The sequence below is a fragment of the Rhizobium sp. SRI_017 genome (assembly GCF_057586295.1).
In genome coordinates, this window is record NZ_JBYCZP010000033.1 from 1 (window position 1) to 25233 (window position 25233).

18 protein-coding genes and 2 pseudogenes are annotated in these 25233 nt (G+C 58.2%); 11 read left to right on the top strand and 9 right to left on the bottom strand.

What is annotated here, in order from left to right:
- Positions 1 to 923: 923 nt before the first annotated feature.
- Together AC2YI2_RS33845 and AC2YI2_RS33850 are read right to left on the bottom strand one after the other, a co-directional pair.
- A complete protein-coding gene (locus AC2YI2_RS33845; protein ID WP_487390928.1) occupies positions 924 to 1157 on the bottom strand; it encodes a hypothetical protein in 234 nt (77 codons plus the stop codon).
- A gap of 162 nt (positions 1158 to 1319) precedes the next feature.
- Positions 1320 to 2360, bottom strand: coding sequence for a GGDEF domain-containing protein (locus AC2YI2_RS33850; RefSeq protein WP_487390929.1), 1041 nt, complete (start codon positions 2358 to 2360; stop codon positions 1320 to 1322).
- Positions 2361 to 2557: 197 nt separating this feature from the next.
- On the opposite strand from AC2YI2_RS33850, the gene AC2YI2_RS33855 reads away from it, so the two are divergent.
- Positions 2558 to 4093, top strand: a complete 1536-nt coding sequence (locus tag AC2YI2_RS33855) for a methyltransferase regulatory domain-containing protein (RefSeq protein ID WP_487390930.1) — start codon at positions 2558 to 2560, stop codon at positions 4091 to 4093.
- Between the two features lie 166 nt (positions 4094 to 4259).
- Here the strand turns inward: AC2YI2_RS33855 and AC2YI2_RS33860 are convergent.
- A pseudogene (locus tag AC2YI2_RS33860) lies at positions 4260 to 5446 on the bottom strand (IS3 family transposase).
- A 491-nt stretch (positions 5447 to 5937) separates the two neighbouring features.
- Complete coding sequence (locus AC2YI2_RS33865; protein ID WP_487390931.1) at positions 5938 to 9666, bottom strand: beta strand repeat-containing protein; 3729 nt, start codon at positions 9664 to 9666, stop codon at positions 5938 to 5940.
- A 384-nt stretch (positions 9667 to 10050) separates the two neighbouring features.
- On the opposite strand from AC2YI2_RS33865, the gene AC2YI2_RS33870 reads away from it, so the two are divergent.
- Positions 10051 to 10692, top strand: coding sequence for a transposase (locus AC2YI2_RS33870; protein ID WP_487390932.1), 642 nt, complete (start codon positions 10051 to 10053; stop codon positions 10690 to 10692).
- A 321-nt stretch (positions 10693 to 11013) separates the two neighbouring features.
- Positions 11014 to 11790, top strand: coding sequence for a transposase (locus AC2YI2_RS33875; RefSeq protein ID WP_487390933.1), 777 nt, complete (start codon positions 11014 to 11016; stop codon positions 11788 to 11790).
- A 447-nt stretch (positions 11791 to 12237) separates the two neighbouring features.
- Here AC2YI2_RS33875 and AC2YI2_RS33880 read toward each other — a convergent pair whose 3' ends face one another.
- Both AC2YI2_RS33880 and AC2YI2_RS33885 read right to left on the bottom strand, forming a co-directional pair.
- Positions 12238 to 12417, bottom strand: a complete 180-nt coding sequence (locus AC2YI2_RS33880; protein ID WP_487390934.1) for a hypothetical protein — start codon at positions 12415 to 12417, stop codon at positions 12238 to 12240.
- An 800-nt stretch (positions 12418 to 13217) separates the two neighbouring features.
- Positions 13218 to 15455, bottom strand: a complete 2238-nt coding sequence (locus tag AC2YI2_RS33885) for a heavy metal translocating P-type ATPase (RefSeq protein ID WP_487390935.1) — start codon at positions 15453 to 15455, stop codon at positions 13218 to 13220.
- Positions 15456 to 15524: 69 nt separating this feature from the next.
- Here AC2YI2_RS33885 and AC2YI2_RS33890 point away from each other — a divergent pair, with 69 nt between their 5' ends.
- Entirely contained in the window at positions 15525 to 15947 is a 423-nt protein-coding gene (locus AC2YI2_RS33890) for a MerR family transcriptional regulator (protein WP_487390936.1), read from the top strand.
- Between the two features lie 20 nt (positions 15948 to 15967).
- Here the strand turns inward: AC2YI2_RS33890 and AC2YI2_RS33895 are convergent, their stop codons facing one another.
- Both AC2YI2_RS33895 and AC2YI2_RS33900 read right to left on the bottom strand, forming a co-directional pair.
- The gene (locus AC2YI2_RS33895) at positions 15968 to 17167 is read right to left on the bottom strand and encodes a ZIP family metal transporter (protein ID WP_487390937.1); all 1200 of its coding nucleotides are present in this window, start codon (positions 17165 to 17167) and stop codon (positions 15968 to 15970) included.
- Positions 17164 to 18300, bottom strand: coding sequence for a multicopper oxidase domain-containing protein (locus tag AC2YI2_RS33900; RefSeq protein ID WP_487390938.1), 1137 nt, complete (start codon positions 18298 to 18300; stop codon positions 17164 to 17166). Before AC2YI2_RS33900 ends, AC2YI2_RS33895 begins: the two co-directional genes overlap by 4 nt.
- A 176-nt stretch (positions 18301 to 18476) precedes the next feature.
- Here AC2YI2_RS33900 and mntR point away from each other — a divergent pair, with 176 nt between their 5' ends.
- From mntR to AC2YI2_RS33930, 6 genes are all read left to right on the top strand, one after another.
- Positions 18477 to 18932, top strand: coding sequence for a manganese-binding transcriptional regulator MntR (gene mntR / locus AC2YI2_RS33905; RefSeq protein WP_487390939.1), 456 nt, complete (start codon positions 18477 to 18479; stop codon positions 18930 to 18932).
- 297 nt (positions 18933 to 19229) lie between these two features.
- A complete protein-coding gene (locus AC2YI2_RS33910; RefSeq protein WP_487390940.1) occupies positions 19230 to 19562 on the top strand; it encodes a hypothetical protein in 333 nt (110 codons plus the stop codon).
- Positions 19563 to 19648: 86 nt separating this feature from the next.
- Positions 19649 to 21139 (top strand): multicopper oxidase family protein, encoded by a 1491-nt coding sequence (locus AC2YI2_RS33915; protein ID WP_487390941.1) that lies wholly within the window; start codon positions 19649 to 19651, stop codon positions 21137 to 21139.
- A 77-nt stretch (positions 21140 to 21216) separates the two neighbouring features.
- On the top strand, positions 21217 to 23421 hold the full coding sequence (locus tag AC2YI2_RS33920) for a copper-transporting P-type ATPase (protein ID WP_487390942.1): 2205 nt from the start codon (positions 21217 to 21219) through the stop codon (positions 23419 to 23421).
- Positions 23418 to 23633, top strand: a complete 216-nt coding sequence (locus AC2YI2_RS33925) for a DUF2933 domain-containing protein (RefSeq protein ID WP_487390943.1) — start codon at positions 23418 to 23420, stop codon at positions 23631 to 23633. Before AC2YI2_RS33920 ends, AC2YI2_RS33925 begins: the two co-directional genes overlap by 4 nt.
- Before the next feature lie 47 nt (positions 23634 to 23680).
- The gene (locus AC2YI2_RS33930; protein WP_487390944.1) at positions 23681 to 24187 is read left to right on the top strand and encodes a cytochrome b; all 507 of its coding nucleotides are present in this window, start codon (positions 23681 to 23683) and stop codon (positions 24185 to 24187) included.
- A gap of 144 nt (positions 24188 to 24331) precedes the next feature.
- Here the strand turns inward: AC2YI2_RS33930 and AC2YI2_RS33935 are convergent, their stop codons facing one another.
- Complete coding sequence (locus tag AC2YI2_RS33935; RefSeq protein ID WP_487390945.1) at positions 24332 to 24640, bottom strand: hypothetical protein; 309 nt, start codon at positions 24638 to 24640, stop codon at positions 24332 to 24334.
- Between the two features lie 353 nt (positions 24641 to 24993).
- Between AC2YI2_RS33935 and AC2YI2_RS33940 the strand changes: the two are divergent.
- A pseudogene (locus tag AC2YI2_RS33940) lies at positions 24994 to 25233 on the top strand (TolC family protein); the annotation flags it as partial.

Below are 25233 nucleotides of genomic sequence, written 5' to 3' on the forward strand. Positions count from 1 at the left end.
AAAAATCTGCCAAAGTAGTGCTAAGCTGCCGGCTTGCCCGCCGCAGCGCAACGATGCCGCAGTCATTTCTGCCGTGCCCAGCCCTTGAAGGCTCCGTCGCATTTGGCCCATCCGGTGCAGTGAAGGTGATGTTCGCCACCAGGTCTGTTGATTTCTGCAAGGGTCGGCGGAAGCATTATGGTCGGACGGCGAATGCGGGGGTCGCGGCTGTCTCTCACGGAACAGCGCGATGGCCATGATCGGATAAAGATAAAGTCAAGTAGGCGATCAAGAGCGACCCCAGCCGCCTGCTAGGCCCCGACGCCGGCCGGAACCTCGTTCTTTCTGACATCCAGATTGGGCGAGGTTCTCCAGAGCGTTGCGCACGGCAACTCTATTGCGTGGGTTGGATGTTTGCGCCTTGTCGATCAGACGGGCCTCTCGCCGCCGCCGAAGTTGAACCGCTGTCTTGTTGTTTTCTCGGCGCCGCGCCCCTAGCACCGCAGCTTGACATACTGATCTCTGATATCCAAAAGCGCTGCCGACCCTCCGCCGAACTTCGTCAAATCTGCATCGCTCAACTCGGCAAGCGCCTGATCGGTTGCCACAGACAATGCAGCGAGCCGCCAAGCCATCCGAGTTCGCATTCGCGTCGAACTATCCGGCAGTGTGTGACAGAGTCTCGATAACCAGTATTTACCTAGTTCCAAAGTGTTCATGTCATTTTCTCCCATCAAAACATCGCCAGCAGAACCAGATCTTTGCCGCAAGTTTAAACAAGTATGAAGGAAATTGTTTGGCTCCGCATCACCCACTTGGGGGAGATGCGCAAAAAAATACATAAGGGGATAGGCAAGCAACCACTTGATTGTGGTCGAGCTACATTGCCAACATCAAGGTCAAGACGGGCACCGAGACGGAATTCGATGCTGGAACGACATGCTCTATTTGTCTTTGGCAGCGTCGAAAAAGCGGGCGAGGGCAACGCCCGCCGCCATGCCACGATCAAAATCGGACGCATCACCTGGCATCGCAGCTGCCGCCCTCAGAATGACGTCGCAAGCCGTGGTTTCGGCATCGGGGCACACCCCCTCGGCTGCCCGGAAAACGGCGTCCAGGTTCAATCCATCATTGCTGATGTCCTGGGGAGAGGTATTTTCAGTGACAGTTCCCACCATGCGTCTCTCGAATCACGCGCGCGGCCTCCCGCGCTGAAATGTGCTTAGTCAAAATTCAAAAAAAATGCCCTGTTTTTGTGCGCCTGCCGCCGTCAAAATGCAAGTGATCCGTCTTTTCTTGCCGCGAGATTGAAAACATGTATCGCGGCGGCACGCGTGCGTTCAGCCGGCATAGATCCTGTAGCGATTGGTGCTGCTTTCGTCATGCAATGGATCAAGGAAGTTGACCCGGTTGCGGCCGGCGTTCTTGGCGCGGTAGAGCGCGACATCGGCGGCCTCGTAGAGCCGGTTGGGTGTTTCCCCGGACCGCGAAAGAGCGACGCCCAGCGATATGGTGATGCCGATCTGGTCTTCCTCCCGGCGAATTGCGATCTGTTCGATGGCCTGGCGCACGCGTTCGGCGATCGATATCGCGTCGCGCTCCGTCGTCTTCAAAACGATGATGGCGAATTCCTCGCCGCCCGTCCGGGCCAGGAACGCACCCTCGCGCAAGGCGCGGCGCGCCACGACGGCGACCGTCCTGAGGATATGATCTCCGAACGTATGGCCATAAGCGTCGTTGATACGCTTGAAGTGATCGATATCGATGAGGATCAGCGCGAACTCCGTGCTGTTTCCCATGGTCGATGCAAGCGTCTCGTCGAAGCTCCGGCGGTTGGCCAGTCCGGTCAGCGCGTCGGTATTGGCGAGCTTGCGCGCAGCGAGCAGTTCGCTTCGCAGAGCAGTAACTTCCCGGCGATTGTCGTCCACATGCTTGAGCGTCCGGTCGCTGCAGGCTGCCCTTAGTCTGCTGGTCTCCTCGATAGCCCGGACGGCGCGCAGGAGCAGTTCCGTCGTCACCTTGTCCTCGTCGGCCGACCGCGACAGCGCTGCCGCGACGCGTTCGACCGCGCGATGAAAGCCCGTCATCTCCGACTGCTCGGATTGCAGGCGAAGCGCGAGCTCGTCGATGGCGCAGAGAACCGCATTCTCATGCCGGCGCAGCATCTGGGAATCCACTGCGTCGGGGCAGAATTCCGCAATGACCTGATCCAGTTCGGGCTGGGTGGGCAGCATGCCGAGATTGCGCACGGCTTTTCGAAGCGCCGGATCGGAATTGGCGATGCACAGGTAGAACAGATGATAGTTGCGCGTGAGCGGGGAAACGCCAAGCCGGTCCATCATCGCGACGACCTGATGTCCGATATGTCTGGTGCCGTTCATGAACGACTCGCGCCGTGGAGCAGATTTCTTGCACAAGAGATAGATGAGTTGTTCATAACATCTTCTAAACGCCCGGCAACGACTGTTAGGGAGCTAATTACAACTTTAAAAGGTATAGGATGATAATCGGACGATCGATGAATATAGATAGAGCACGACTGATATTGTTGTGAGAAACTTTGAAACGGGGGACGTCGATGAGTGATTGGAGTGCGGGTTATGTGGCCGACATCGGCTATACTTACGGCTACTATTCCGAGCTGAACCCACTCAGGGTCAAGCTGGCCTTTCTCAATGCCGGGCTCGTGGCTCCCGAGATCGGCACGGCCTGCGAACTCGGCTTCGGCCAAGGCCTGTCGGCGAACCTGCATGCCGCAGCCTCCATCGTCCAATGGCACGGCACGGATTTCAATCCCTCGCAGGCTGCCTTCGCACAGGAACTGGCCCAGATCACGGGCGCGGGTGCGAAGCTCTATGACGAAGCCTTTGCAGATTTCGCGAGCCGGTCGGACCTGCCCGACTTCGACTTCATCGGCCTGCACGGCATCTGGAGCTGGATCTCCGACGAGAACCGCGCCGTGATCGTCGATTTCATCCGCCGCAAGCTGAAAGTCGGCGGCGTGCTCTACATCAGCTACAACACCCTGCCGGGCTGGGCCGCTTTCGCCCCGATGCGCCACCTGATGGTGGAGCATGCCGAGGTGCTTGGCTCCGAGGGTCGCGGCATAATAAGCCGCGTTGACGGTGCGCTTGACTTCGCAGAAAGGCTGCTCGCCACCAATCCGAACTTCCTGCGCGCCAATCCGCAGCTGAAGGAACGGCTCGCCAAGCTCAAGGACCAGAACCGTCACTATCTCGCGCATGAATATTTCAATCGCGACTGGCACCCGATGCATTTCGCCACCATGGCCGACTGGCTCGAGCCGGCCAAGCTGCAATATGCCTGCTCCGCGCACTTCCTCGACCATATTGACGCGATCAACCTGGCGCCCGACCAGATCGCATTCCTCAACGAAATACCAGATCCCATGTTCCGCCAGAGCACGCGCGACTTCATGGTCAACCAGCAGTTCCGGCGCGACTACTGGGTCAGGGGCCTACGGCGGATTTTGCCCCTCGAGCGGGCCGAGGAACTGCGCAAGCAGCGCGTGACGCTTATAGCGCACCGGCCGGACGTGTCGCTGAAGGTCACGGGGTCGCTCGGCGAGGCCACAATGACGGAGACGGTCTATGCACCGATCCTGGATGCGCTTGCCGATCAAAAGATTCGGACGATCGGCTATGTCGAACAAGCGATCAAGAGCGCAGCCATTCCTTTCGCACAACTCGTGCAGGCGATCGTGGTCCTGGCCAATCAGGGTGTGCTCACCAGCGTCCAGGACGATGCGGTGATCGCCAAGGCACGAAAGCCTTCGGAGCGGCTCAATGCCCATCTCAAGACCAAAGCCCGTGGCAGCGCCGATGTGAATTATCTTGCGAGCCCCGTCACCGGCGGCGGCATCACCGTCGGCCGCTTCCAGCAGCTCTTCCTGCTGGCATGGGACAACGGCCGCAAGCAGCCGGCCGAATGGGGCGATTTCGCCTGGCAGATCCTCGCCTCGCAGGGCCAGCGCCTCATTAAGGATGGCAAGCCGATCGAGGCAGTGGAGGAAAATATCGCCGAGCTCACCGCCCAGGCCAAAGCTTTTGCCGAAAAGCAGCTGCCGGTGCTGAAGGCGCTAGGAGTGGGGTGAGGGCCGGCAATAGCCATTTCGAACATATGGCGTCTTGTCTCGGAGTTCGAATTTCGGACTATGGTGACCTGCCACTGAATTTTCATCCGGCTGCGATTAGAGCCTCAGTGGTTTTGAACCGCCCCAGGTTTCTGGACCAGCGGAGGCTGGAGTTTTCCGGCATCATTCAGGGAGGTGGGCTGGTTGCGCCCCCCAATTCATGAGCGCGATCGGCCTAGTTGCCGATTGCGCCATGTGGCCGAGCGTCATTGTAGTCTCTACGCCAATCCTCCATCTTTTCGCGGGCATCCGCAAGGGTCAGGAACCAGTGTTGGTTCAGGCATTCCGCCCGGAAGCGGCCGTTGAATGTGAGGAGGGAATTACAATCAATCCAGTGGAGCGATTGTCCCGACGCAAGTTGAAGGCATTGTCCGTGGGCTTGCCCGGACGTGAGAAGCCCAGGTGTGTGCCCCCGGGCATAGGCCCATAGGTCAAGATCGCGTGACACAAACTCCGTCCCCTGGTCGACACGGATCGTCCTCGGATAGCCCACCTGGCGGCATATCCGTTCGAGCGTCTGCACGACGTCTTCACCGCGATAGCTGTGTCGCGGATCAAGAACCGGGACATAGCGCGAGAAGGTATCGACCACGGTCAGGACACGCAGTTTCTTGCCGGTCGCGAGCTGGTCATGCACGAAGTCCATCGCCCAGACGTCGTTAGGTCCGACAGCCTTCTGCCGATCCTCCCGAAGCTTCGCCTTGACCCTGCGTTTCGGCGTCTTGTTCCGAAGTTGCAGGCCCAAGTCCCTGTAAATGTGGTAGGTTCGCTTGATATTCGTGCGCCAGCCCTCGCGCTCCAGGAGCGCTTGCACGCGACGATAGCCATATCGCACACGCGTTTCGCAAATCTCGCGGATGTGTCGTTCGAGACCGGCCTGATCGGGGCGGCGAGAGGTGTAGTGGTAGGTGGAGCGATCGACGTCCAATGCCCCGCAGGCACGCCGGATTGAAATCGCCCAATCCCGGCACATGCCCTTCACCATCTCCCGCTTCCGAGCAGGCCTTAGAGTTTTCGGCGGACAACAACCTGAAGCATCTCGCGATCAAGAGTCAGGTCCGCGACAATCTTCTTCAACGCGTTCGACAGGCGCATGATTCACTGGATCATGCTAATCCCTGTCTCACTCTCGTCCTCGAACTGCTTGAGCTTCTTCATCTCCGGCGGCAACATGCCGGCATACTTCCTCTTCCAATTGAAATAAGTCGCCTGACTGATGCCCGCCTTGCGGCAAATCTCCGCAACAGGCACACCCTCGTCGGCCTGCTTCAAGACAAACGCCTTCTGGGCGTCCGAAAACTGCGATGCCTTCATCGTCTTCCGTTCCTCTCCCAGCCGGGAAAATGCACCGGAAAACTCTAACCAAATCTGGTCCAGTTTGAAGGGTTCAGATCAGTAGGAGCGCAATCATCCCCCGCTGAGCTACGGCGCCTAAAGGGCGACATCGATCAGCCGCCAATCCCTGCTGGAAGCGCTTTGTGTCCGATGTGGAGGGCGAAAGCGCGAAACAGGTCGTGGCTCGCTATTCGCGAGATCTTTGATCCGCATGTGCTGGCAGTGGAACCACCTGAACCTTTCCGAAGTGATAGGGCATCGGTGGGCAGAGGTGCCCTGAGCACCATCTTGTCGTTGCTCCTTGCGGCGTCTCACAACACCCTTTGAGGGTAGCAATCCACAGCTTCAGAAAACGATACGCTTCAGCCGCTGATGCCGTCTTCTGAGCCGCTTCTGACTGATCGGGCCGGAAACATCTCAATGAAAATGGGGGGCCAAGGCCCCCCACCATTCAAACCTATCATGCCCTCTCAGAGCGTGAAGTTTGTAGTTGTCACTTCTTGATCAACAATACCCAGCAGCGTTAGCTCATTGGCGTCGAAAGTATTATCGCTGTCGAGGTTGTGGAAGTAGTAGAGCGCCGTGTCGCCCGTGTCGCTGGTCTCCACGGCTATGAACATATCTTCGCCGACAAAGGTATCGTTCGTCAGGTTGAACTCTTCCTCGATCTCGGCCGCAACCGCTATAAGATTATCGAAGTTGAACGAAGTGATTTCGCCGCCTTCGAAGTTGTCGACGATTATGAACTCAAGCGCATCGATATTTGCGGCCAGAGCAGTAGCGTCGCCATTTGCAGCTTCAACACCGTTGATCCCAGCAGCACCCACGTCGTTGATGAGACCACCAATATCGATAACATCATTAGCGGCGAAGAAGTTCGTCACTGTGTCGAAGCCATCGGTCGAACTAGAGAAGACCAGCGTGTCGACGTCGGCATCAGCACCAAAGTCAATAGTGTCATCACCCGCACCGCCATCCACTCTGTCCGCGCCAACACCAGCGTTGATTGTGTCATCGCCGGCGCCGCCATTCAGCGTGTCATCACCGAGACCGCCGTTGATGGTGTCATCTTGAGCCGTGCCGGTGAAGTTATCATCACCATCTCCGCCGTTGAATGTCACCGGGCCAGCCACACTACTCAGAACGAAGAAGCCGCCGGCGTCGGTTTCCAGTGTCAGACCGACCTTGGTGAAGTCGATACCCGAGCCGTCGATTGTGACGACGGTGTTTGCGCCAGGTACGAGACTATTTCCGACCGCACGAACCGTAAGTGTTTCCACTTCCGTCGTAGACGCCGTATGCTCTGAATTCACAAGCGCATCGATGACAGCGGTGCTCAGCTGAATGTTGGAGCTTTGTGTCGCTGCTGTATCGTTCGTGAACTCGAGCGTCCCAATATTCTTGAGGTTTGCAAGATCCCCAAGGGTAGCAACGGCGGCGTTCCGGATCTCGAGAACGTCGTCATTTGCGGCGGCGCTTGCGGCGTAGCCCGCCAGGAAAGCGGCACCGCCATCAATAATCGCCAGACCGTTGATGTTGGCATCCGACATGATGAAGCGGTCGGCGGTCATCGTCGGACCTTCAGCACCATTGTAGCTGAAGCTGCTCTTCGAGTCGAGCGTGCGAGCGTCGATCGTAACGCCTTGATTGGCGAAGCCAAGTCCGGTGCCAGAGTTGTTCAGGCCATCGGTAAGATCATTATCATTGATGATATTGATGACCCGACCACCCGTTACGGCAACACCGTTCTTGCTGACCAGGTCATTCGTCAGCGTAAGGTTATAAGAGTTGTTGCCGTAGACGTCGTTGGTGCCGCCCAAGCCGTTGCCGATGAGGCGAATGTTCTCGAAATTCGAGACGTTCGTCCACTCCGACGCCGAAATGTTGATCAAGAAGCCGTTGCCGTCGAGCGCCAGCGTGTCGTTTCCGGCACCACCATCAACTACGTCGCTGATCGTAAGGCCTGCCGTGGTTTCATTGCCAGCAGCACTGATCTGGTCAAAGATGACCGTGTCGTTGCCAGCCCCCATGGTGATCTTCTGACCGCCGAGTGCCGTGAACACGCCAGCTGCCGTTGATTGGTCGGACACACGGATTACGACGTCACCTGTATATGTCGACGCATCGATTGTGGACGCGCCGAACCGATTTGCCGCGCCACCAAAGACGTCCAGCGCGTTTGCGGCCGACCCGGTCGTTGCGTCCTTCACCGTGCCCGTCGAACCATCGTCGTCGGTACCGCCGTCGGTATCGAGGCCATAAATGCCTTCGCCGCCACCGCCAAAAACATTCACGTCAAGATTGAGGAAATCTCCCGCCTTGCCGCCCTTGAGCGTTATCGTGCCCGTGTGCTCGGCAGCATTGGTGACGTCAACGGTATTGCTCTCCGTGTCCTGGTCGTCCAGCGTGATGCTCTCAACCAAATTGGTCGCGAGCAGGCCGCTGTCCGCCGTGAGTTCGAGGTTGAAACGCGGATCGGAGTTCACGCCGTCCTTGATCGTCAATGCAACCGTATCGGCTGCAGTGTCGGCCGCAAGGTTTGCGACAATGGTGTTGTCGTCTACATCATTCGATCCGGTCGTGCTGTGAAGAACCGTGATGGCGGCGGCCTGCGCTGCCGTCAGCTTGTTCAGGGTCACTGTCGAGTCCAAAGCCTGCGCAGGACCAGTGAAGAAACCCTCGTTCCGCACGAGAATATCTGTGAGACCGGTGAAGAGCGACGCATCTACAGTTATCGCATTCACAGCGCCGCCACCCGTCGTGTCAACCTGGTTGCGAACTTCGAGATGCGGGACGTTCGTGATCTTGCCGTCGGCGACCGAGCTGAATACGACGAGCGTATTGTCACCCTTGCCGCCGTCGATGCTATCGCCGGCCGAGTCGAAGCCGGACAACAGACGGAATGTGTCGTTGCCGTCGCCGCCAATGACGGTGATGTCGAGCTTTGTGCCGGAGGTGTCATCCTTAACGCCGGTGACTTCATCTCCGAGATTCAGTACGAGGTCACCGGTGAGGCCAGTTGCATCGATCTTGGTGAGCGAGCCAGCGACATTGGCCAGACCCGCAGTGTAGATCGTTGCCTCGACACGGTTGTTGAACGTGAAGTCGTCTTCCGAGCCGATCTCCAGATCACCGGCGCCCGTCACCGTGATTTCTTCGACGTCTTCGATAGACAGCACGCCGATCACGTTGTCGTCGGTGACTTCGACGGCGACCTTTTCAATGCCGACGCCCGCTGCGCCGCTCTCGGGATCAATCGAGAGTTCAGCAACCGATGCATTCTCCAGAACGAGTTTGGTAGAATCGGCCGCGTCCGAAACAGCATCCTCATCGAAGAGGAAATTAATGAAGCCGTTGTCGGCACTGCTGTCCCTAACCGTCAACTGGGCAACGTCATTCTGAATGTTGTCATAGGTGAAGGTTGCGAAATCGTCGACGCCGCGCACTTCCAGGTTTTTGTAGCCAGTGGTCGCGCCTGAGGAGTCCTGCAGGTCAATCGTGGCATCGCCATCGGTGCGAACGTTGGTGATGATGTTGGCAACGTTCTTAATTGTGGCCTGAATGTTGTTGTCGCCTGTGTCGGCGTCATTTACAAAATCGACCGTCAGCGTCGCGTCATCGCCGGTGCCGTTGATGACGTCATCGTCATTGAGCGTGTTGACCTGATCGGTGCCACCGGGCGTGAAGCCACGAGGTGCGAAGATCTTGTCGCCTGTGACAGTGTCGGCCTGCTCGGTCAGAAAGATGCCATCCGGCGGCGGCACCACATTGTCGGCCGTAAGCGTTTTGTCCGCAAACTGGAAAAGTTCGACGTTCTTGACGGAAATGGTGCCGGTGGCAGTCGTGATCTCAAAGCCGTCGCCGTCTTTTGTAACTGTCGCGTCAGCATAGTTCACATTGATCTTCAGGGTGTCATCACCCGCGCCACCGTCAACCGTGTCGGTTCCGACGCCAGCAATGATGAGATCATCGCCGTCGCCGCCAAGCATATTGTCGTCGCCGGCCCCGCCGTCGAGGCGGTCGTTTCCGCGGCCGCCCTTGAGAGAGTCGTTGCCGTCTCCGCCGTAAATCTTATCGTTGCCGCGGCCACCCGAAATATTGTCGTCTCCGCCATTACCGAAGATCTTTTCGGACGCGTTCGAGCCGGTAAAGTTGTTTGCGTCGTCATTTAGTACGATTTTTTTTGGCTTCTTTGCCATGACTGTGTCTCCATGTTTGACCGCGTTTGCGGGTAGGCTTGGACTTCGTCTTCAATCGAGAAGAGCCCATAGCGGTACTCTTGACCCGTCCCGAGTCCGCCCTTCATTGCAAGCTAATAGGCTTACGTCAAACAAATACGATTTGGTTAAGTATTTACCATTTTAACAAGCTCATGTATTCCCTTATGATGCATGATCATGCTACTGCTATTCTATGCTTGAGGTGTGCTTGACTTCAAATTTCGCGTTTGTTCTTGATGCTTGCTGCTTGCGGTGCCAGGCGTGAGGTAGTTTTTGAGTCCGGCACGCGCGAAGTCGCCGAGCGACTTGCGTGAACAGAATCGTCCGTGCCCCATATTCCGGCCCGGCCCCCGCGGCGTTTCGATGATGCAGCTCTCCGGCCCGCCGGCCGGCTTGATGTTTCGGTCTGCAGAGCCAGAAGCCGAGCCCGAGGACAGATCGCAATTGCTCATGACACAGCGCTTTTCGCCCGAAGCCACGCCTTTTCTCTATGATCAGCGGGCGGCTTTCGCCTTGCTCAGGTCGCGCCGGTGGAGGAATGGGTTGTTCTGCCCGCGCTGCGGGTCGAGGAACGTCCGCGAGGTGAGGACGATTCGCGTGCTTGAGGCCTTTTCATGCAGCGACTGCCGCTACAACTTCACGACCACCGCCTGCACCTTCTTCCATAGCAGCCGGACTCCGGTCTATATGCGGCTGCAGCTGGTGGCGGCGTTCGAATTTTTCGATGCCTCTCCGCGCAAGACCCAGCTCGGCAAGCTCTTCGGCATGAAGCAGACGACGATTCAGCGCCAGATTCAGATGCTCGACGCGCTGCCGCGGACGCCGTTCGCGTTTTCGGTGAGTGATCACCTGCCGTTCGAGGAGTTTCCGTCCGTCATTGCATTCCTGGAGCAGCCCGGCATCGCCTTTTCGCCCGAGGGCCTCGCCGAACGCCTGGACCAGCTCCTCGCTCCGGTCGGGCGGCCAATGCGTCGTACTGCGGGTGGGCGCCACGACGGTGCCTGAGGTCGCGGCGCTCGCGGAAGCCATAACGGAAGGTTACGATTGAGACGGCGCCGCGTCGTGGAAGAATGTTGATCCGGTTCCTTGAACAACGGCGGCGGGCGAATCGCAGGAGTGGTCGAGTAGCCACGTTGGATTGCCGACTACAACAAACCCTTCCTCATTGACGCGCATGGTGAGCATTGATGCCGCGCGTTAAAATTCCGCAGGAATACCCAGATTGAGGAAGTCAATTTTGGAGCTGATGTACAACAGGGTCGGCGTTTTCTGGCGAAAAATAGGTTTCTCTGCGAATTTTCACCATTAATGAACCGTTGATGGCATATGTTTCATTTTACTATTTTAAAAAGTCCGCACTTCCATGGATCGTCTGGTTATGAAATACACAATCATGCGACGATTATCTGTAATTTGCACAAACGTACAAGTAGCATTGAAGATATCAAAGTCAGCAGGAGCGGCGCCATTGTTATGTTAGGGGGAGCGTTTGTACCGATGGAGGTTGAGAATACAGGCGACGTACAAGATGAAAGTCCTTACGTCTCTGCCCGGTCGTTGCCTTATCTGAGTAACAATGGGCTGGCGCATGATCTTGTCGATGCGTTGCGATGGGGCGGGGGGCAGCCGCACTGCCCCCGATGCGCATCGAAATTCACCAAGCGCGTCAACACCAACGTGTTCCGTCAGTTGTATCGCTGCGTCGATTGCAGCTATATGTTCAATTCGCTCTCCGGCACGATCTTCCACGGCTCCAAGATGCCGGTCTACAAGTATTTCCATTTCTTCATCATGCATAACGCGCTGGGCGAGCAGCTCACCCTGAGGGACATTTGCTTCGCGCTCGATTGTTCGTTCAAGACCGCGTCGATCTGGCTGAAGCGAGCGGATGAAATACGATCGCCGACCGCCTTCGGGAAGGTCGACAAGCATCTTTCCAGCAGGTTTGCGAGCCAGGAAACGCGACAGACGCCAGCGGAGTGCGAGGCGTTCTTTTCCTTTTGCGAGATGAAAGCGATCGTGGTGAACGAGGCTCTGCTCATCGATTATGTCCAACATGTCGCCCGGAACGATTTGAACGGTAGCGACGCCTTCCCGACGTGATTGCTCGCCGACCAAGTGTAGCAAAGCAGGTGGCCGGCCGAGGACCGGCAGGAACGAGCCTGCCGGCCCCATGCAGCGCTTCCCGCGGGAACGCCCTACCGGGAAGTCATCGGGAACCCATGGAGCGACCCCCGACGCGCCAACATACCATTTCGCTGCCGGCAACAAAGCCTGTCCTTGTTGAAGTAATCAATACCAGTCCGTGCGATTCGCAAGGATGTTCACGGCCATGAAGGTCGCGAATAATGCGGTCTCTCGGGAGTTGATGGAAACCCTGTTCGACCTCACTACGCACGGGGCCGCAAAGTGTCGATGGGATTGCCGACAAGCCACGAGATCGATCGACAGAACCGGACACGATTTCGCTCCTGCGCATCTCCAGGGCGCCTGTGCCAAGGCCGGCGTGGCGTGCGATCAAACTGGCAAAGCGAATGCCAAGCCTTTCGGCTATCGGATGAGCGCAGGATATAGACGAGTAAGGACCATGCCGACAGCGATGCCGCGGTCGAACTCCGATGCCCCCTCCGGCATCGCGTTTGCAGCGCGCAGCATCACTTCTTCAACAGCAATGTCGGCAATGTTCGACGCTTCCGAGGCAGCGCCAAACGCTTCCTGAATCGCCCGCATGTTTATGTCGGACCGATTCTCCACCGGGGCTGTAGGGTTCTGGTATTGACGAGAATGCACACGGTTCTCCGTCGAGGGTCGCCGCTCGTCGTGCCGAAGAGCGATGCAGTTGGTTTCCCTAGGATGGGCGCCGCCTATAGACTCAATATCTGCGCCTTGTCAAATGCGAGATCTGACACTGGTCAGCGCGCCGAGCGCTTCAGAGTGGACTATACCATCTGACTCAGCCCTGCTGCTTCAGGGAGGGGCGCGCGAGGAGGAATTCTGCTCGGATTCTTCATGTCGTCTCTGCAGACGAGGCCGCTCCTCTCGGCGGGAAGCACCGCATTCGCAAGCGCCGGGATTTTCTCGGCGCGGAGCCCAATGTTCCATAGCGCCGTGGGAGTCACTTCACTCGCCGACGACATGACTTCGGATCCCCATCGCTGATTGCAAATTACTACATCGAGGCCTTCGGAAAAAAATGTGTATCCTGAATACTCAGTTTAACTATGCAGAATTAGTTAAACAGAAAAATCATAGTAAAATGTATCCTTAGTATGCTTTGTATCTACTCGCCGGCTTCGAACGCTTTTCCACGTTGCCGATCTTCCGGCACAACTCGCCGGGCGATGCGTCGTCGTCACCAACATCGACGCAATGTCCCAAACGGGTATCTTGCCGGCCGCTCAGTCACCACAGAGCGGTCGGCAAGCTGTGTACTCCGGCTTTGATCGCGCAAACCCAGTCCGAACTCAGCAAGGATGGCAAGGTTTCGGTGGTCATGAAGGTGGGGCCGGACACCTGATCCTTCACCTGGCTCAAGTCGGGGCTCTAACCGGGCGCAGCAGCCGCAGCGCATTCAGGGTGACCAGGACGGTTGCGCCCGTATCGGCCAGGATCGCGGGCCAAAGACCTGTCACTCCGATCACGGTCGTGACCAGGAACACGGCCTTCAAGCCAAGCGCCATGGTAATGTTCTGGCGGATGTTCGCCATCGTCCGTTTGGACAGATCGATCATTGCCGAGATATCCGATACCCTGCCATGCAACACCGCTGCATCGGCCGTTTCCAGCGCCACGTCAGTCCCGCCACCCATGGCAATACCGACGTCAGCAGCGGCGAGAGCTGGTGCGTCATTGATGCCATCGCCCACTTTGGCGACGACGAAACCTTGCTTCTTAAGCTCCCCGACGATCCGTTGCTTGTCTTCCGGCATGAGTTCTGCACGAACCTCGATGCCAAGCTGTTTGCCGATTGCGGTCGCCGTGCGCTTGTTGTCGCCGGTCAGCATGACGATCTTGGCTCCAGCGGCGGTCAGAGCTTGCAGACCCGCCAGCGCGTCTGGACGCGGTTCGTCTCGCATCGCAATGGCGCCAGCCAGCGCATCATCGACGATCAGGACAGAGACGGTCTTACCTTCGTCGTTGAATGTCGCGATCCGCGACAACTGTTGATCAGAGAGTCTGACCCGCTCTCCCGCGGCCTGGGGTGAACCGAAAAACACGGTAGAGCCATCAACAGTCGCGGTCACGCCTTTGCCGCCCATAGCCTTCGCATCCGACATTTGAGGTACGACAATTCCGTCGGTCTTGGCTTTGGAGAGAATGGCAAAGGCCAGCGGGTGGCTCGACCCAGTCTCCAGCGCGGCGGCGTATTTCAGGACATCGGCTTCGCTGCGATCAAAAGCGACAATGTCGGTTACTTTGGGTTTGCCTTCCGTGAGCGTCCCGGTCTTGTCGAGCGCCACGGCAGTGATCTTGCCCAATTGTTCGAGCACCGCGCCACCTTTGAGAAGGAGGCCGCGCCGAGCGCCAGACGAAAGTGACGCAGCGATCGCTGCGGGCGTTGAGATGACCAGCGCGCATGGGCAGCCGATGAGAAGAATGGCGAGCCCCTTGTAAATCCATTCCGACCAATTGCCGTCGAGAACGAGCGGAGGCAAGACCGCGACGAGAGTTGCGACCGCAACGACGCCCGGCGTATAGTATTTCGAGAAGCGGTCAATGAAGCGCTCGGTCGGAGCCTTCGACTCCTGGGCTTCCTCGACAAGTTTGATCACGCGGGCAATCGTGTTGTCGGAGGCCTCAGCCGTAACCCGGACGCGCAAGGCGGCATCGCCATTCACAGCCCCGGCGAATACATTGGCGTCGACGCCTTTGCGAACCGGCGTGCTTTCCCCAGTGACCGGCGCTTCGTCGATAGCGCTGTCGCCGGAGATGATGATACCGTCAGCGGGAATGCGGTCGCCAGGACGGACCAGGATGATCGAATCCACCCTGAGACTTTCGGCAGGTACTTCTTTGGTTTGCCCGTTGGTCTCAAGCAGCGCGGTCTTTGGCACCAGCCGCGCAAGGGATTGAATGCTGGCGCGTGCTTTGCCCGCAGCCACCCCCTCCAGAAGTTCGCCAACCAGAAAAAGGAATACAACCGTTGCGGCCTCTTCGCCAGCATCGATGAACACTGCACCGACGGCGGCGATGGTCATCAGCATCTCGATGGAAAAGGGGATGCCTGCGATTGCCGCCATGATGGCCCGTCGAGCGATTGGAACAAGTCCAACGAGCATGGCGACAATGAAGGCGTAGGACCCGGTGGCGGGGAAGATATGGCCAATAGCGTAGGCAGCAGCCAAGGCGACTCCAGACAGGATTGTCAGGCGACCTTTGGTGCTGTTCCACCATGGACCCGAGGTCGCGCCGTGGTCATGACCGTGCAGGCCTTCGACGTTCGATGCCTTCCCGTCTTTGGACCTTGAAGCGTGCGCGTGCCCGGCATGATCGTGATCAGTGTGATCTTCCGAATGCAGGGTAACGTGCCTTGCCGATTCCACCTCAGCGCCGATAGGAGCCACGCCATACCCGAGGCCGGTGACCTTCTTCTCAATTGCGGCCACATCCGCGCCATCGTGGTGAACCGTCATCGTACCGGCCGTCACAGAGACCGAAACGTCCGATACGCCGGGCATGCGACGAACTGCGGTGTCAATCTTGCTTGCGCAGCCTGCACAATCCATTCCATCGACCCGAAACCGCGACAGCGTGGTTTCCTCGGCCATGATCGTCTCCTTGATGTTCACTTGTGAGGAGCCTACATCCTCTAGCGACTAGAGGTGCAAGAGGGAAAAATGAAAAAAGTGACGATCGGCGAGGTCGCGCGTTCCAGCGGCGTCAAGGTGCCGACAATTCGCTATTATGAATCGATAGGCCTGCTCGCCGCACCAGAACGCACCGACGGAAATCAACGTTCCTACGAAGCGGGCGACATCCGTCGGCTGGCATTCATACGGCATGCGCGGGAACTTGGATTCGAGATCGACGCGATCAGGACGCTGCTGGATTTGCAGGAGAATCCCAACCAGACCTGCGAAGCTGCGGATGCCATTGCCAAGGCTCGTTTAAGCGACGTCGAGCAGCGTATCCGCAGCTTGACAGCTTTGAAAGCCGAACTGGAGATGATGATCGAAGGCTGCGGCCACGGTCATGTCGATCAATGCCGGGTGATCGAGGTGCTTGCCGACCACGGCGAATGCAAGCACGCTCAGCATTGACACTGGATTTGCATTGCAGCTCACATCTTCACGAGTATCGCAGTCACATACATCAGGGCAACGCCGACACCCAATCCACTGAACGATGATGCCGACAGCAATGCGCTTGATCCTTTGTCTCTGGCGATAAAGCTGCACACTTCGACAACGACCTGCGCTATGGCACCGGCGCCGATAGCCAGGAACAACGCAGTCCATTGGGGACCGAAGGCGAGGCTGCCGATCCAGATGCCGATCACGGCGGGTCCCCCAGCCAACAGAGCAAGGCCCACGAATATCCCGATGCTCGGCCGGACTTTCAGGATCGGCGCGGCAATGCCGATACCCTCTGTAATGTTGTGCAATGTGAAGCCGATGACGAGGAAAGTTCCAAGTCCTGCCGACCCGGCCGCAAAGGCGGCGCCGATGGCAAGCCCTTCACCGAGGTTATGCAGGCCGATACCGATGGCGATGAACGTTGCCAGGGCTAGCCCAGTCGGACTGCCTTGCCGTCGCCCAATGCCCAATAGCACAAGGAAACTCGCCAAGGCCGTCAAGACGACCATGATCGGCCCTTGGAAGACAGCGGCAGATTTCTCCGCGAATTCCAGGGCTTCCACCACAGTGTCGATCAACAAGAATGCCAGGAGACCGACAGTCATCGCCAGCAGGAATGTCATGACCTGTGGCCCGGCTCCGCGCAGTGCCGGATAGAACAGGAGCCCGATCACAACGGGCAGGATTCCGACGAATGCCCCGAGCGTCGCTTGCGATAACAGCGCCCCCGGGGTTGCCGGAGGCGTCGGTACCGCCACTGCAATCGGATGTTCGAAAGTCGCACCCGTGTTGGTTACGAAGGTGACGTTGTGCGCTTCACCCAAGACCCATGGGAAGGGAAGCTTGACCCAGGCGGCATCTCCGCGCGGAATCGGACCGGGGGGGTCCTGAGTGAACTCCCAATAGGCTGCGTCCACCTGGACTTGCGCGATCTTCATGTCTTCTGAACCGCCAGCGCGAACGAGCAGGCTGAGGCCGTCGCTGTTGAGCAATGTCCGTTCGATGGTCAGTTGTTCAACAGGAGGTGCCCCGTTCCTGAAGTTCTGGAGCGGGTCCGCTTGTAACAGCCAGAGGACCGCCAGGCCGAGCACCGCGATGGGCAGAAGGAGCCACAGAAGCCTTCCGAAGTCGCCCGTCTTACGGGCGGGAGCTGTTGTCAGGTTGCTCTCGGTATCGTCGGTCATGCCGAGGCCTCCACAACGTCGAACATCCCCATCCAGCCAAGTTCGGTGAATTCGGATTGGTGCGCATGGAACATGTACAGGCCCGGTTCGTGATCCTCGAATGTGAATTCGATGATGCCGCGTTGCGCCTGACATTGTGTGATGAGATCGACCGTCTTCAACGTGGGTGTCAGCGTCGTGCCCTGGTCGAAGTAGTTGAAGAAGTTGGCATGCAAATGGAAGGAATTGATCGGATCGAACTCAGTCACGTTGAGGAGATAGATGCGCACCGGCCGGTTCTTGACCACCCTGATCGGTTCTTTCGCGTAGCAGTGGGCAATGGTGTTGCAGGCATAGAACTCGTTCTCGCCATCGAAATTCGTGTCGAACGCGTTCATGACCATGGCCATTTCCTGCCACTGCGCATTCTCCGGCGTTCCGAGAAGCCGTGATTTGGCAACGGCGATTTCCTCGGGATGCCGCGTGGGGTCGGGGTCAATCACGAATAGGCCGTACATGCCTTTGTGGATGTGCCGTGCGAGCGGCAGGGCATGACAATGGTAGAGGTGGCAACCGAAGGGCTTGGCGTCGAACTCATAGGTGAATTCTTCGCCAGGCTGGATCACGCCAGCACCTGGAACGCCGTCCATCCTGGCAGAATGAATGCCGTGGAAGTGGAGTGAATGGGGGTGGGAGCCGTAGTTTTTCAGGACGATGCGCAGGCGCTCGCCCTCTGTCGCTCGGATGGCCGGCCCCGGGACGCGACCGTTGTAGGTCCAGGCCGGAAACATGACCCCGGGCGCGATCTCGATTTCCTTTTCCTCGACCTCGATCTCGAAGCTGCGCAGTGTTCGTCCATCAGGCAATATGCTGACGGTACCCGTATACCAATCCGTCAACATGGCTGTGGGATCAAAGCCGTTCTTGTCATTGTCCACTTTGCCAATGGTGATCATGGCTCCGTGGGCCATCCGGTGTGTAGGAATTGCGGCGGCATCCGCGGACTCTTGCGAGGCCATTGCAGCCATATGGTCTGCGGAATGCTGGGTCTGGCCAGCTGCGCCCCGGTTATAGAAGGCGGTCGCGCCCAAGGAAGCCAGACTGGCTCCAAGGAGATTTCGCCTGCTCAGAACGGCCTGCGCCAATTTCAACATTTCGTTCTCCCCGGCTGCTTTCGCCCAACACAGCATGGCCTGATAAATATAGCAATGGCTATAATATCACGAGAGTGCTAAGCGCGCAAACGCGCATCCGATGAAGAATTTCCCCAACATTTGTGGAAACTTAGCTTAGGCTATGATAATTCTCTGGCGGGCGACTGCTTGGGAGCATGCTTTTGAACGAGAACGCCGTGCCGGCAGGTGAGACATCGCTTGTTGACGCCAATACCCAGGTTGAAAGTTTCCGACGGACCCGAAACAACCGGCGGACCGAACTTGTCGAAGATTATGTGGAATTGATCGCCGATCTGATCGATGACGGCGGCGAGGCCAGGCAGGTCGATATCGCACAGCGCCTTGGCGTCGCACAACCAACTGTCGCCAAGATGCTCAAGCGCTTGGTCGCCGAGGGCTACATCCAGCAGCGACGCTATCGCGGGGTTTTCCTGACGGATCAGGGAAGGCAGCTCGCCAGCCGCAGCCGCGAGCGCCACCGCGTGGTCGAGTCTTTCCTACGTGCGATTGGGGTCGGCGAGGAAACTGCTCGGATCGATGCCGAGGGGATCGAACATCACGTCAGCCCCGAAACGCTAGAAGCGTTTCGACTGTTCTTGGAGCGCGGCTGAAGCTCGGTCTCTCCAGCAATTGGTTCGCTCTCTCGAATAGCTTTGCCGTTGTGGGTTATCGGGAGATCGCGCGTTGGACGAGGCTCGAGGCTAAAGAAGCAAATCCAAAATAGGGAACTCGACCCTTGACCTTGCCATCGTGGCAACCTGCAAGATGCAGATGCGACGGCAATGCCACGAACCTCTCTGGCGATTGACCTGCGTCAACAATGCCCCGCGAAATTGCGCTAAGTTGGGCCAGTGATTGGAAAGCTGCTCATGGCGAGAACGAGCAAGATCGATGGGATGCTGAGAAGCTTGCTGGCTGCGATGCTGGCGATCTTTGTCGTGCTTTCGCCTGCATCGGGCGCCATGTCCATGCAGTGCAGTCCCCAAAAAGCCGCGGCGCATCATGATGCGAGCGCCCCCGACAGCCAACATCCGATCAAGCACACGCATGGAATCCAGATAGGACAGGATGGCTGCTGCAAATCAAGCTGCGCCGCCTGCGTCGCCGTCTTGGCCCCTTATGCGCTCGACGTGTCTATCGGTGCGCATGAGCGCACACGCACAAATCAGGCGCTGCTCCTGGTTGGCATATCCTCACCGCCTCTTCTCGGGCCGCCTCGAAATTCCATCTCGACATTCTGAAGCCACCTTCGCGCGACGGCGGAAAGCTGCCCGCTTGACGCGGAATTCCGTCGGTATGAGCCGACATCAGAAAACGAGGCAACACCATGCACAGAAGAGATTTCCTGAAGACCGCCACAGCGGCGACCGCATTCGCATTTTCGGTCACATCCTCTAAGGGTGTCGTGGCCGGGACCACCGTCGCTCCTGTCCAGCTTCAAGGTCGAAAGACCATCGCTCTGTCCGTCAGCAAGCGTATCCTTGAAGTGAACGGCAAAGCCGCAGAGGTCTACAGCCTTGTCCAGCCCAACGGCACTCATGGGGTTACGCTGGACGCTGAGGGTGAGTTTGACATCGACCTCACCAACCGCATCGACGAGCCGACACTCATCCATTGGCATGGCCTGACCCCGCCGTGGAGCGAAGACGGGGTCCCCAACAATCCTGCAGCGCTACTGAAGCCCGAGGAGACCAGGAGCTATCGGTTCCCTGTCGGTGCAGGCGGCACGCATTGGATGCACGCCCATACCCTTCAGGAACAAAGGCTGTTGGCCGCTCCGCTGATTGTGCGGACGACGGAGGATCGCAAGGAGGACGAACAGGAGGTCGTCATCCTGCTGCATGACTTTTCCTTCTCCTCGCCCGAAGAACTGCTGGCGAAACTCAAGGGCCCCGGCGGCAAGATGGGCAACGCGATGAACCACGGCATGATGATGAACCACAAAATGATGGGTCACATGATGCCGGAAGATGGGCAGTCGATGTCCAGCATGCCGATGATGGGCATGATGGGCGACATGGACCTCAACGACATCGAATATGACGCCTATCTCGCCAACGACCGCACATTGGATGATCCGGAAATCGTCAGGGTGGACAAGAACGGCACTGTTCGCCTTCGCATCATCAACGGCGCGACGGCGACGGCTTTTACGATTGATCTCGGAGGGCTAACGGGAGCGGCCATTGCGGTCGATGGGCAACCGATCAGGCCGGTCAACGGGAAGGCGTTTCCCTTGTCCATGGGACAGCGTCTGGACATCCGTCTGCGGATGCCGGCCTCGGGCGGCTCTTTCCCGGTCCTTGCATTGCGCGAAGGCGGATTTGAGCGGACCGGGCTTATTCTGGCGACCAAGGATGCGGCAGTGTCCAAGCTTGCATCGAAGGGCGAAACCAAGGGCGGTGTGCTCGATCTCGGCTTCGAGGCGTCCCTGTCGCCGATACTCCCGCTGAAAGTCATGCAGCCGGATCGGACCTACGATCTCACGCTTGCGGGTAACATGCAGACCTACGAGTGGATGATTGGCGGTGCCGATAACCTTTCGGCAAAACTCGGCGACAGGCTTGAATTCACGATCGGCAATATGTCGATGATGAGCCATCCCATGCATCTGCACGGCCATCATTTCCAGGTTGTCGGCATCAATGGCAAGAGTTTGGAAGGTGCAGTGCGCGACACCGTGCTGATCCCGCCGATGCAGCAGGTGACCCTGGCGTTCGACGCGAACAATCCCGGGAATTGGCCGTTCCATTGCCATCATCTCTACCACATGGCTTCGGGGATGATGGCTTTCGTGAAGTACGAGAACCTCGGTTGAAAGTGCCAGATGCATGTCCTCCGTGCCGGCAGGACCGGGGCGGAGGATACCTCATATTATCGAGAGAGATTTGAGCCATGGACAATCACACACACCATGATCACCACGCGTCTCATAAGGGAGCACAGCACGGGTCTGAACCCAAAGATGACGCGGCGTCCCCTCTGGAAGGGACGATCTACACCTGCCCGATGCACCCTCAGATACGCCAGGATGCCCCCGGCAATTGCCCGATCTGCGGCATGACACTTGAACCGGAAGTGGCCGCGCTCGACGAGGGTCCCAGCGCTGAATACCTGGACATGAAAAGGCGCTTCTGGTTCGGATTGGCGCTTTCAATTCCCGTGCTGCTTCTGGAGATGGGCGGGCATTTGACCAACCTGCACATGATCCTTGGAGCGCAGGTGTCCAATTGGATTCAATTGGTCCTTGCAACCCCCGTCGTCCTCTGGTGCGGCTGGCCGTTCTTCGAGCGAGCCTGGACCTCGTTGATGACACGCCATCTCAACATGTTCACGCTGATCGCGATGGGCACCGGGGTCGCATGGCTCTACAGCGTCGTCGCAACCGTAGCGCCCGCAACCTTCCCACCAACTTTCCGGGCAATGGACGGCTCTGTCGCAATCTATTTCGAGGCGGCGGCGGTCATCACCGTATTGGTGCTGCTCGGCCAGGTCCTGGAACTGCGGGCACGCGAACAGACGGGCGGTGCGATCCGGGCGCTTCTTGACCTTGCCCCGAAAATGGCAAGGCGGGTCAAAGTCGATGGCGACGATGAAGATGTATCGCTCGATGCCGTCAATGTCGGAGACCGTCTCAGGGTACGTCCCGGCGAAAAGGTCCCGGTTGACGGTAAGCTGATCGAAGGCCGCAGTTCCGTCGATGAATCGATGATCACAGGCGAGTCGATGCCGGTGACCAAGGAGGTCGGTGGAAAACTCATCGGTGGAACGATGAACCAGACCGGCGGCTTCGTGATGCAGGCCGGGAAGGTCGGACGCGACACGATGCTCGCGCAGATCGTCCAGATGGTCGCCAATGCCCAGCGGTCTCGTGCGCCGATCCAGCGCCTGGCCGACGAGGTCTCCGGCTGGTTCGTGCCGGTCGTGATCGGGATCGCGGTGATAGCGTTCGCGGCCTGGATGCTGGTCGGACCTGAACCACGCTTCGCTCATGGGCTTGTCGCTGCTGTCGCTGTCCTGATCATTGCCTGCCCCTGTGCGCTGGGACTGGCGACGCCGATGTCGATCATGGTCGGCGTTGGCCGTGGCGCAGGGCTCGGTGTTCTGATCAAGAATGCCGAGGCGCTCGAGCGGTTCGAGAAGGTCGACACCCTTGTGATCGACAAGACGGGCACGCTGACCGAAGGGCGCCCCAAGGTCACCGAGATCAAGACGGTTGACGGTATTGATGATGCAGAGTTTCTCCGTTTGGCCGCTACGCTGGAAAAAGGGAGCGAGCATCCTTTGGCTCACGCCATCGTGGAAGCAGCGAAGGACAGGAACCTCGCCCTCGGAGACGCCGCCGACTTCGACAGCCCCGTCGGCAAGGGTGTCCTGGGCGCTGTAGAAGGAAAGAGACTGGTCATCGGCAGCCTTCGCATCATGAAAGAAGCGAATGTCGATTTGACCCTATTGGCAGCGGAGGCCGAACGTCTTCGAGGCGATGGCGCAACCGTCATTTTCATGAGTATCGACGGCAAGCTCGGGGGTCTGATAGCAATAGCCGATCCGGTCAAACAGACCACACCGGCTGCTCTGGCAGCGCTCCGTGAAGCGGGTATTCGTGTCGTCATGCTCACGGGTGACAACAAAACCACGGCCCAGGCAGTGGCGCGAAAGCTCGGGATCGATGAGGTGGAAGCGGAAGTCCTTCCCGAAAACAAGGGCGACATCGTCAAGAAGCTGAGATCGGAAGGCAGGGTCGTGGCGATGGCGGGAGATGGCGTCAACGACGCGCCCGCGCTTGCTGCGGCCGATGTCGGCGTGGCAATGGGCACGGGCACCGATGTTGCTATTGAAAGCGCAGGCGTCACCCTGCTCAAGGGCGACCTGCAGGGGTTGGTTAAAGCGCGACAGCTCAGCCACGCGACGATGAGCAATATTCGCCAGAACCTGTTCTTCGCCTTCGTCTACAACGCGGCGGGCGTACCAGTCGCGGCAGGTGTTCTCTATCCCAGTTTTGGACTTCTGCTTTCTCCGATCATCGCCGCAGCAGCCATGGCTCTTTCATCCGTGAGCGTTATCGGCAACGCATTGCGACTGAGAGGAGTGAAGATATGACAAGCCGCAATCTGTTTTTTTTCGGCATCTCGCTCGCGGCGATTGCCCTCTTCTTCGTGCTCAGGGAGCATTGGGGACACATGCTGGGGCTCGTCCCCTACCTGGTACTGCTCGCCTGCCCACTGATGCATCTGTTCCACCATCACGGCGGACACCATTCGGGACATGACGCACACGATGCGAAGACATCGGCAACGGTGGGTGATTCTTAATCTCAGCCGTTTACCATCGACGCTTTCCGAACCGCAGGAGGAGACCGATGAAGGACGGCTACACGCTCACTCAAATCCTGCTGCATTGGTTGATCGCCATCCTGGTTCCGATCCAATACCTGACGGGCGGCAGCATTGAGAGGACCCATCATGCGGTCCATTTGGGACTTTCGCCGGACCCCTGGGACATGTTCCAGCACGGCGTTCACGTTTACACGGGCATGGCGATTGGCGCTCTGATGGGGATCAGATTCCTCGTTCGCCTGATTTCGGGACCGAGCCATTCGGGGCAGAAAGGACCTTTCCCAACTGTGGCACGCCTGCTGCATTTGGGTTTCTACGCGGCGATCATAGGCCAGGCGGCCATGGGCTTTGTTGCCAGCTATCTATGGTTCGGCATCGCGCCCTACCATGTCATCGGATCATGGATCATCCTGGGGATGTTGTTTCTCCATGTGTCGGCGGCTGCCTGGCACACGCTGGTGATGAAAGATGACACGCTCGATAGGATGACGGTAACCCGTGGAACGAGGAAGCCCGCCCATGAGGCGTGAGATGGCCGCGTGGTTTGCGGCAGCGCCTCCCCAATTCGGTCGTAATTGACAGGATATCCTCCGATGATAAGCAGGGGCATGGCAATTTTGGCTCGAATCGCATTCCTGAAAATGCTGGTTCTACTGAGACTGGTGATCATCGGGTCACTGGCAGCCTATTCCTTGCCCACTGTCAGTTTCGCAATGCATGGCGACGCCTCGGCGTCCTATCAAATTGCGGCTGCCGTGACGTCCGATCATCATTCCACTGTCGATGACCGTGCGGCGTTGAATCCTGATCACCATGATCATGGCATCTCTGACAAGACAGCCGATCAGAAGACCGATATCAAACAGGATTGCTGTTCTGATTTCTGTGTGAGCATGGCGATTGTTGCCGATTGCGAGATCGCCGTATCGGTCGCGCCGCAATTCCTCTACACGCTCGTCGATGATCAGGCCGTCTTTGGCCAACTCACGAGCCTCCACCGGCCCCCGTCTGTTCGCACATGATTGAAAGCCGCTGACGCGGCCTTGCTCGGTCCGACAAGCGTGTTCGCTTGATCCGACCGTCTTGCAACTCATGTTCGGATTCCACCAATGAAACTCATGTTTTCGGTGGCCATCCTGCCCGTTTTATTGGGCGGATGTGCCTCCACCTATCCCGCGGAGGTCACGGCCTCACGCGATCCAGCAGACGTCGCTGCCGACGTTCCTCGCGCACATTATCGAAGCCCTATGGCGGGCTATACCCATCGCATCCCGGTAGACCCAAAACCCTGGAAAAAGTTGAATGACGACCTCTCGTCGGACGAGGGGGAAGCATCATGATGGGCCGAATTCATTATGCGGCCGTCTCGCTTGCTGTGACCCTGACGTTGGCCAGTTGCACCACGGGCGGCGAGTTTTCCGTCACGGACGCAGGTTTCTCCTCAGTCAAGAACAACACCACCGTATTGAGCAAGGAGACCGTGTGGGTCCAGAACCGCGCCCAGGCAGAAAGGACTGAAGCCCGCGTCCAGGCACTGCTTGGAGCGAACAAGGCGGTCGATGCGGAAACAGCGGTG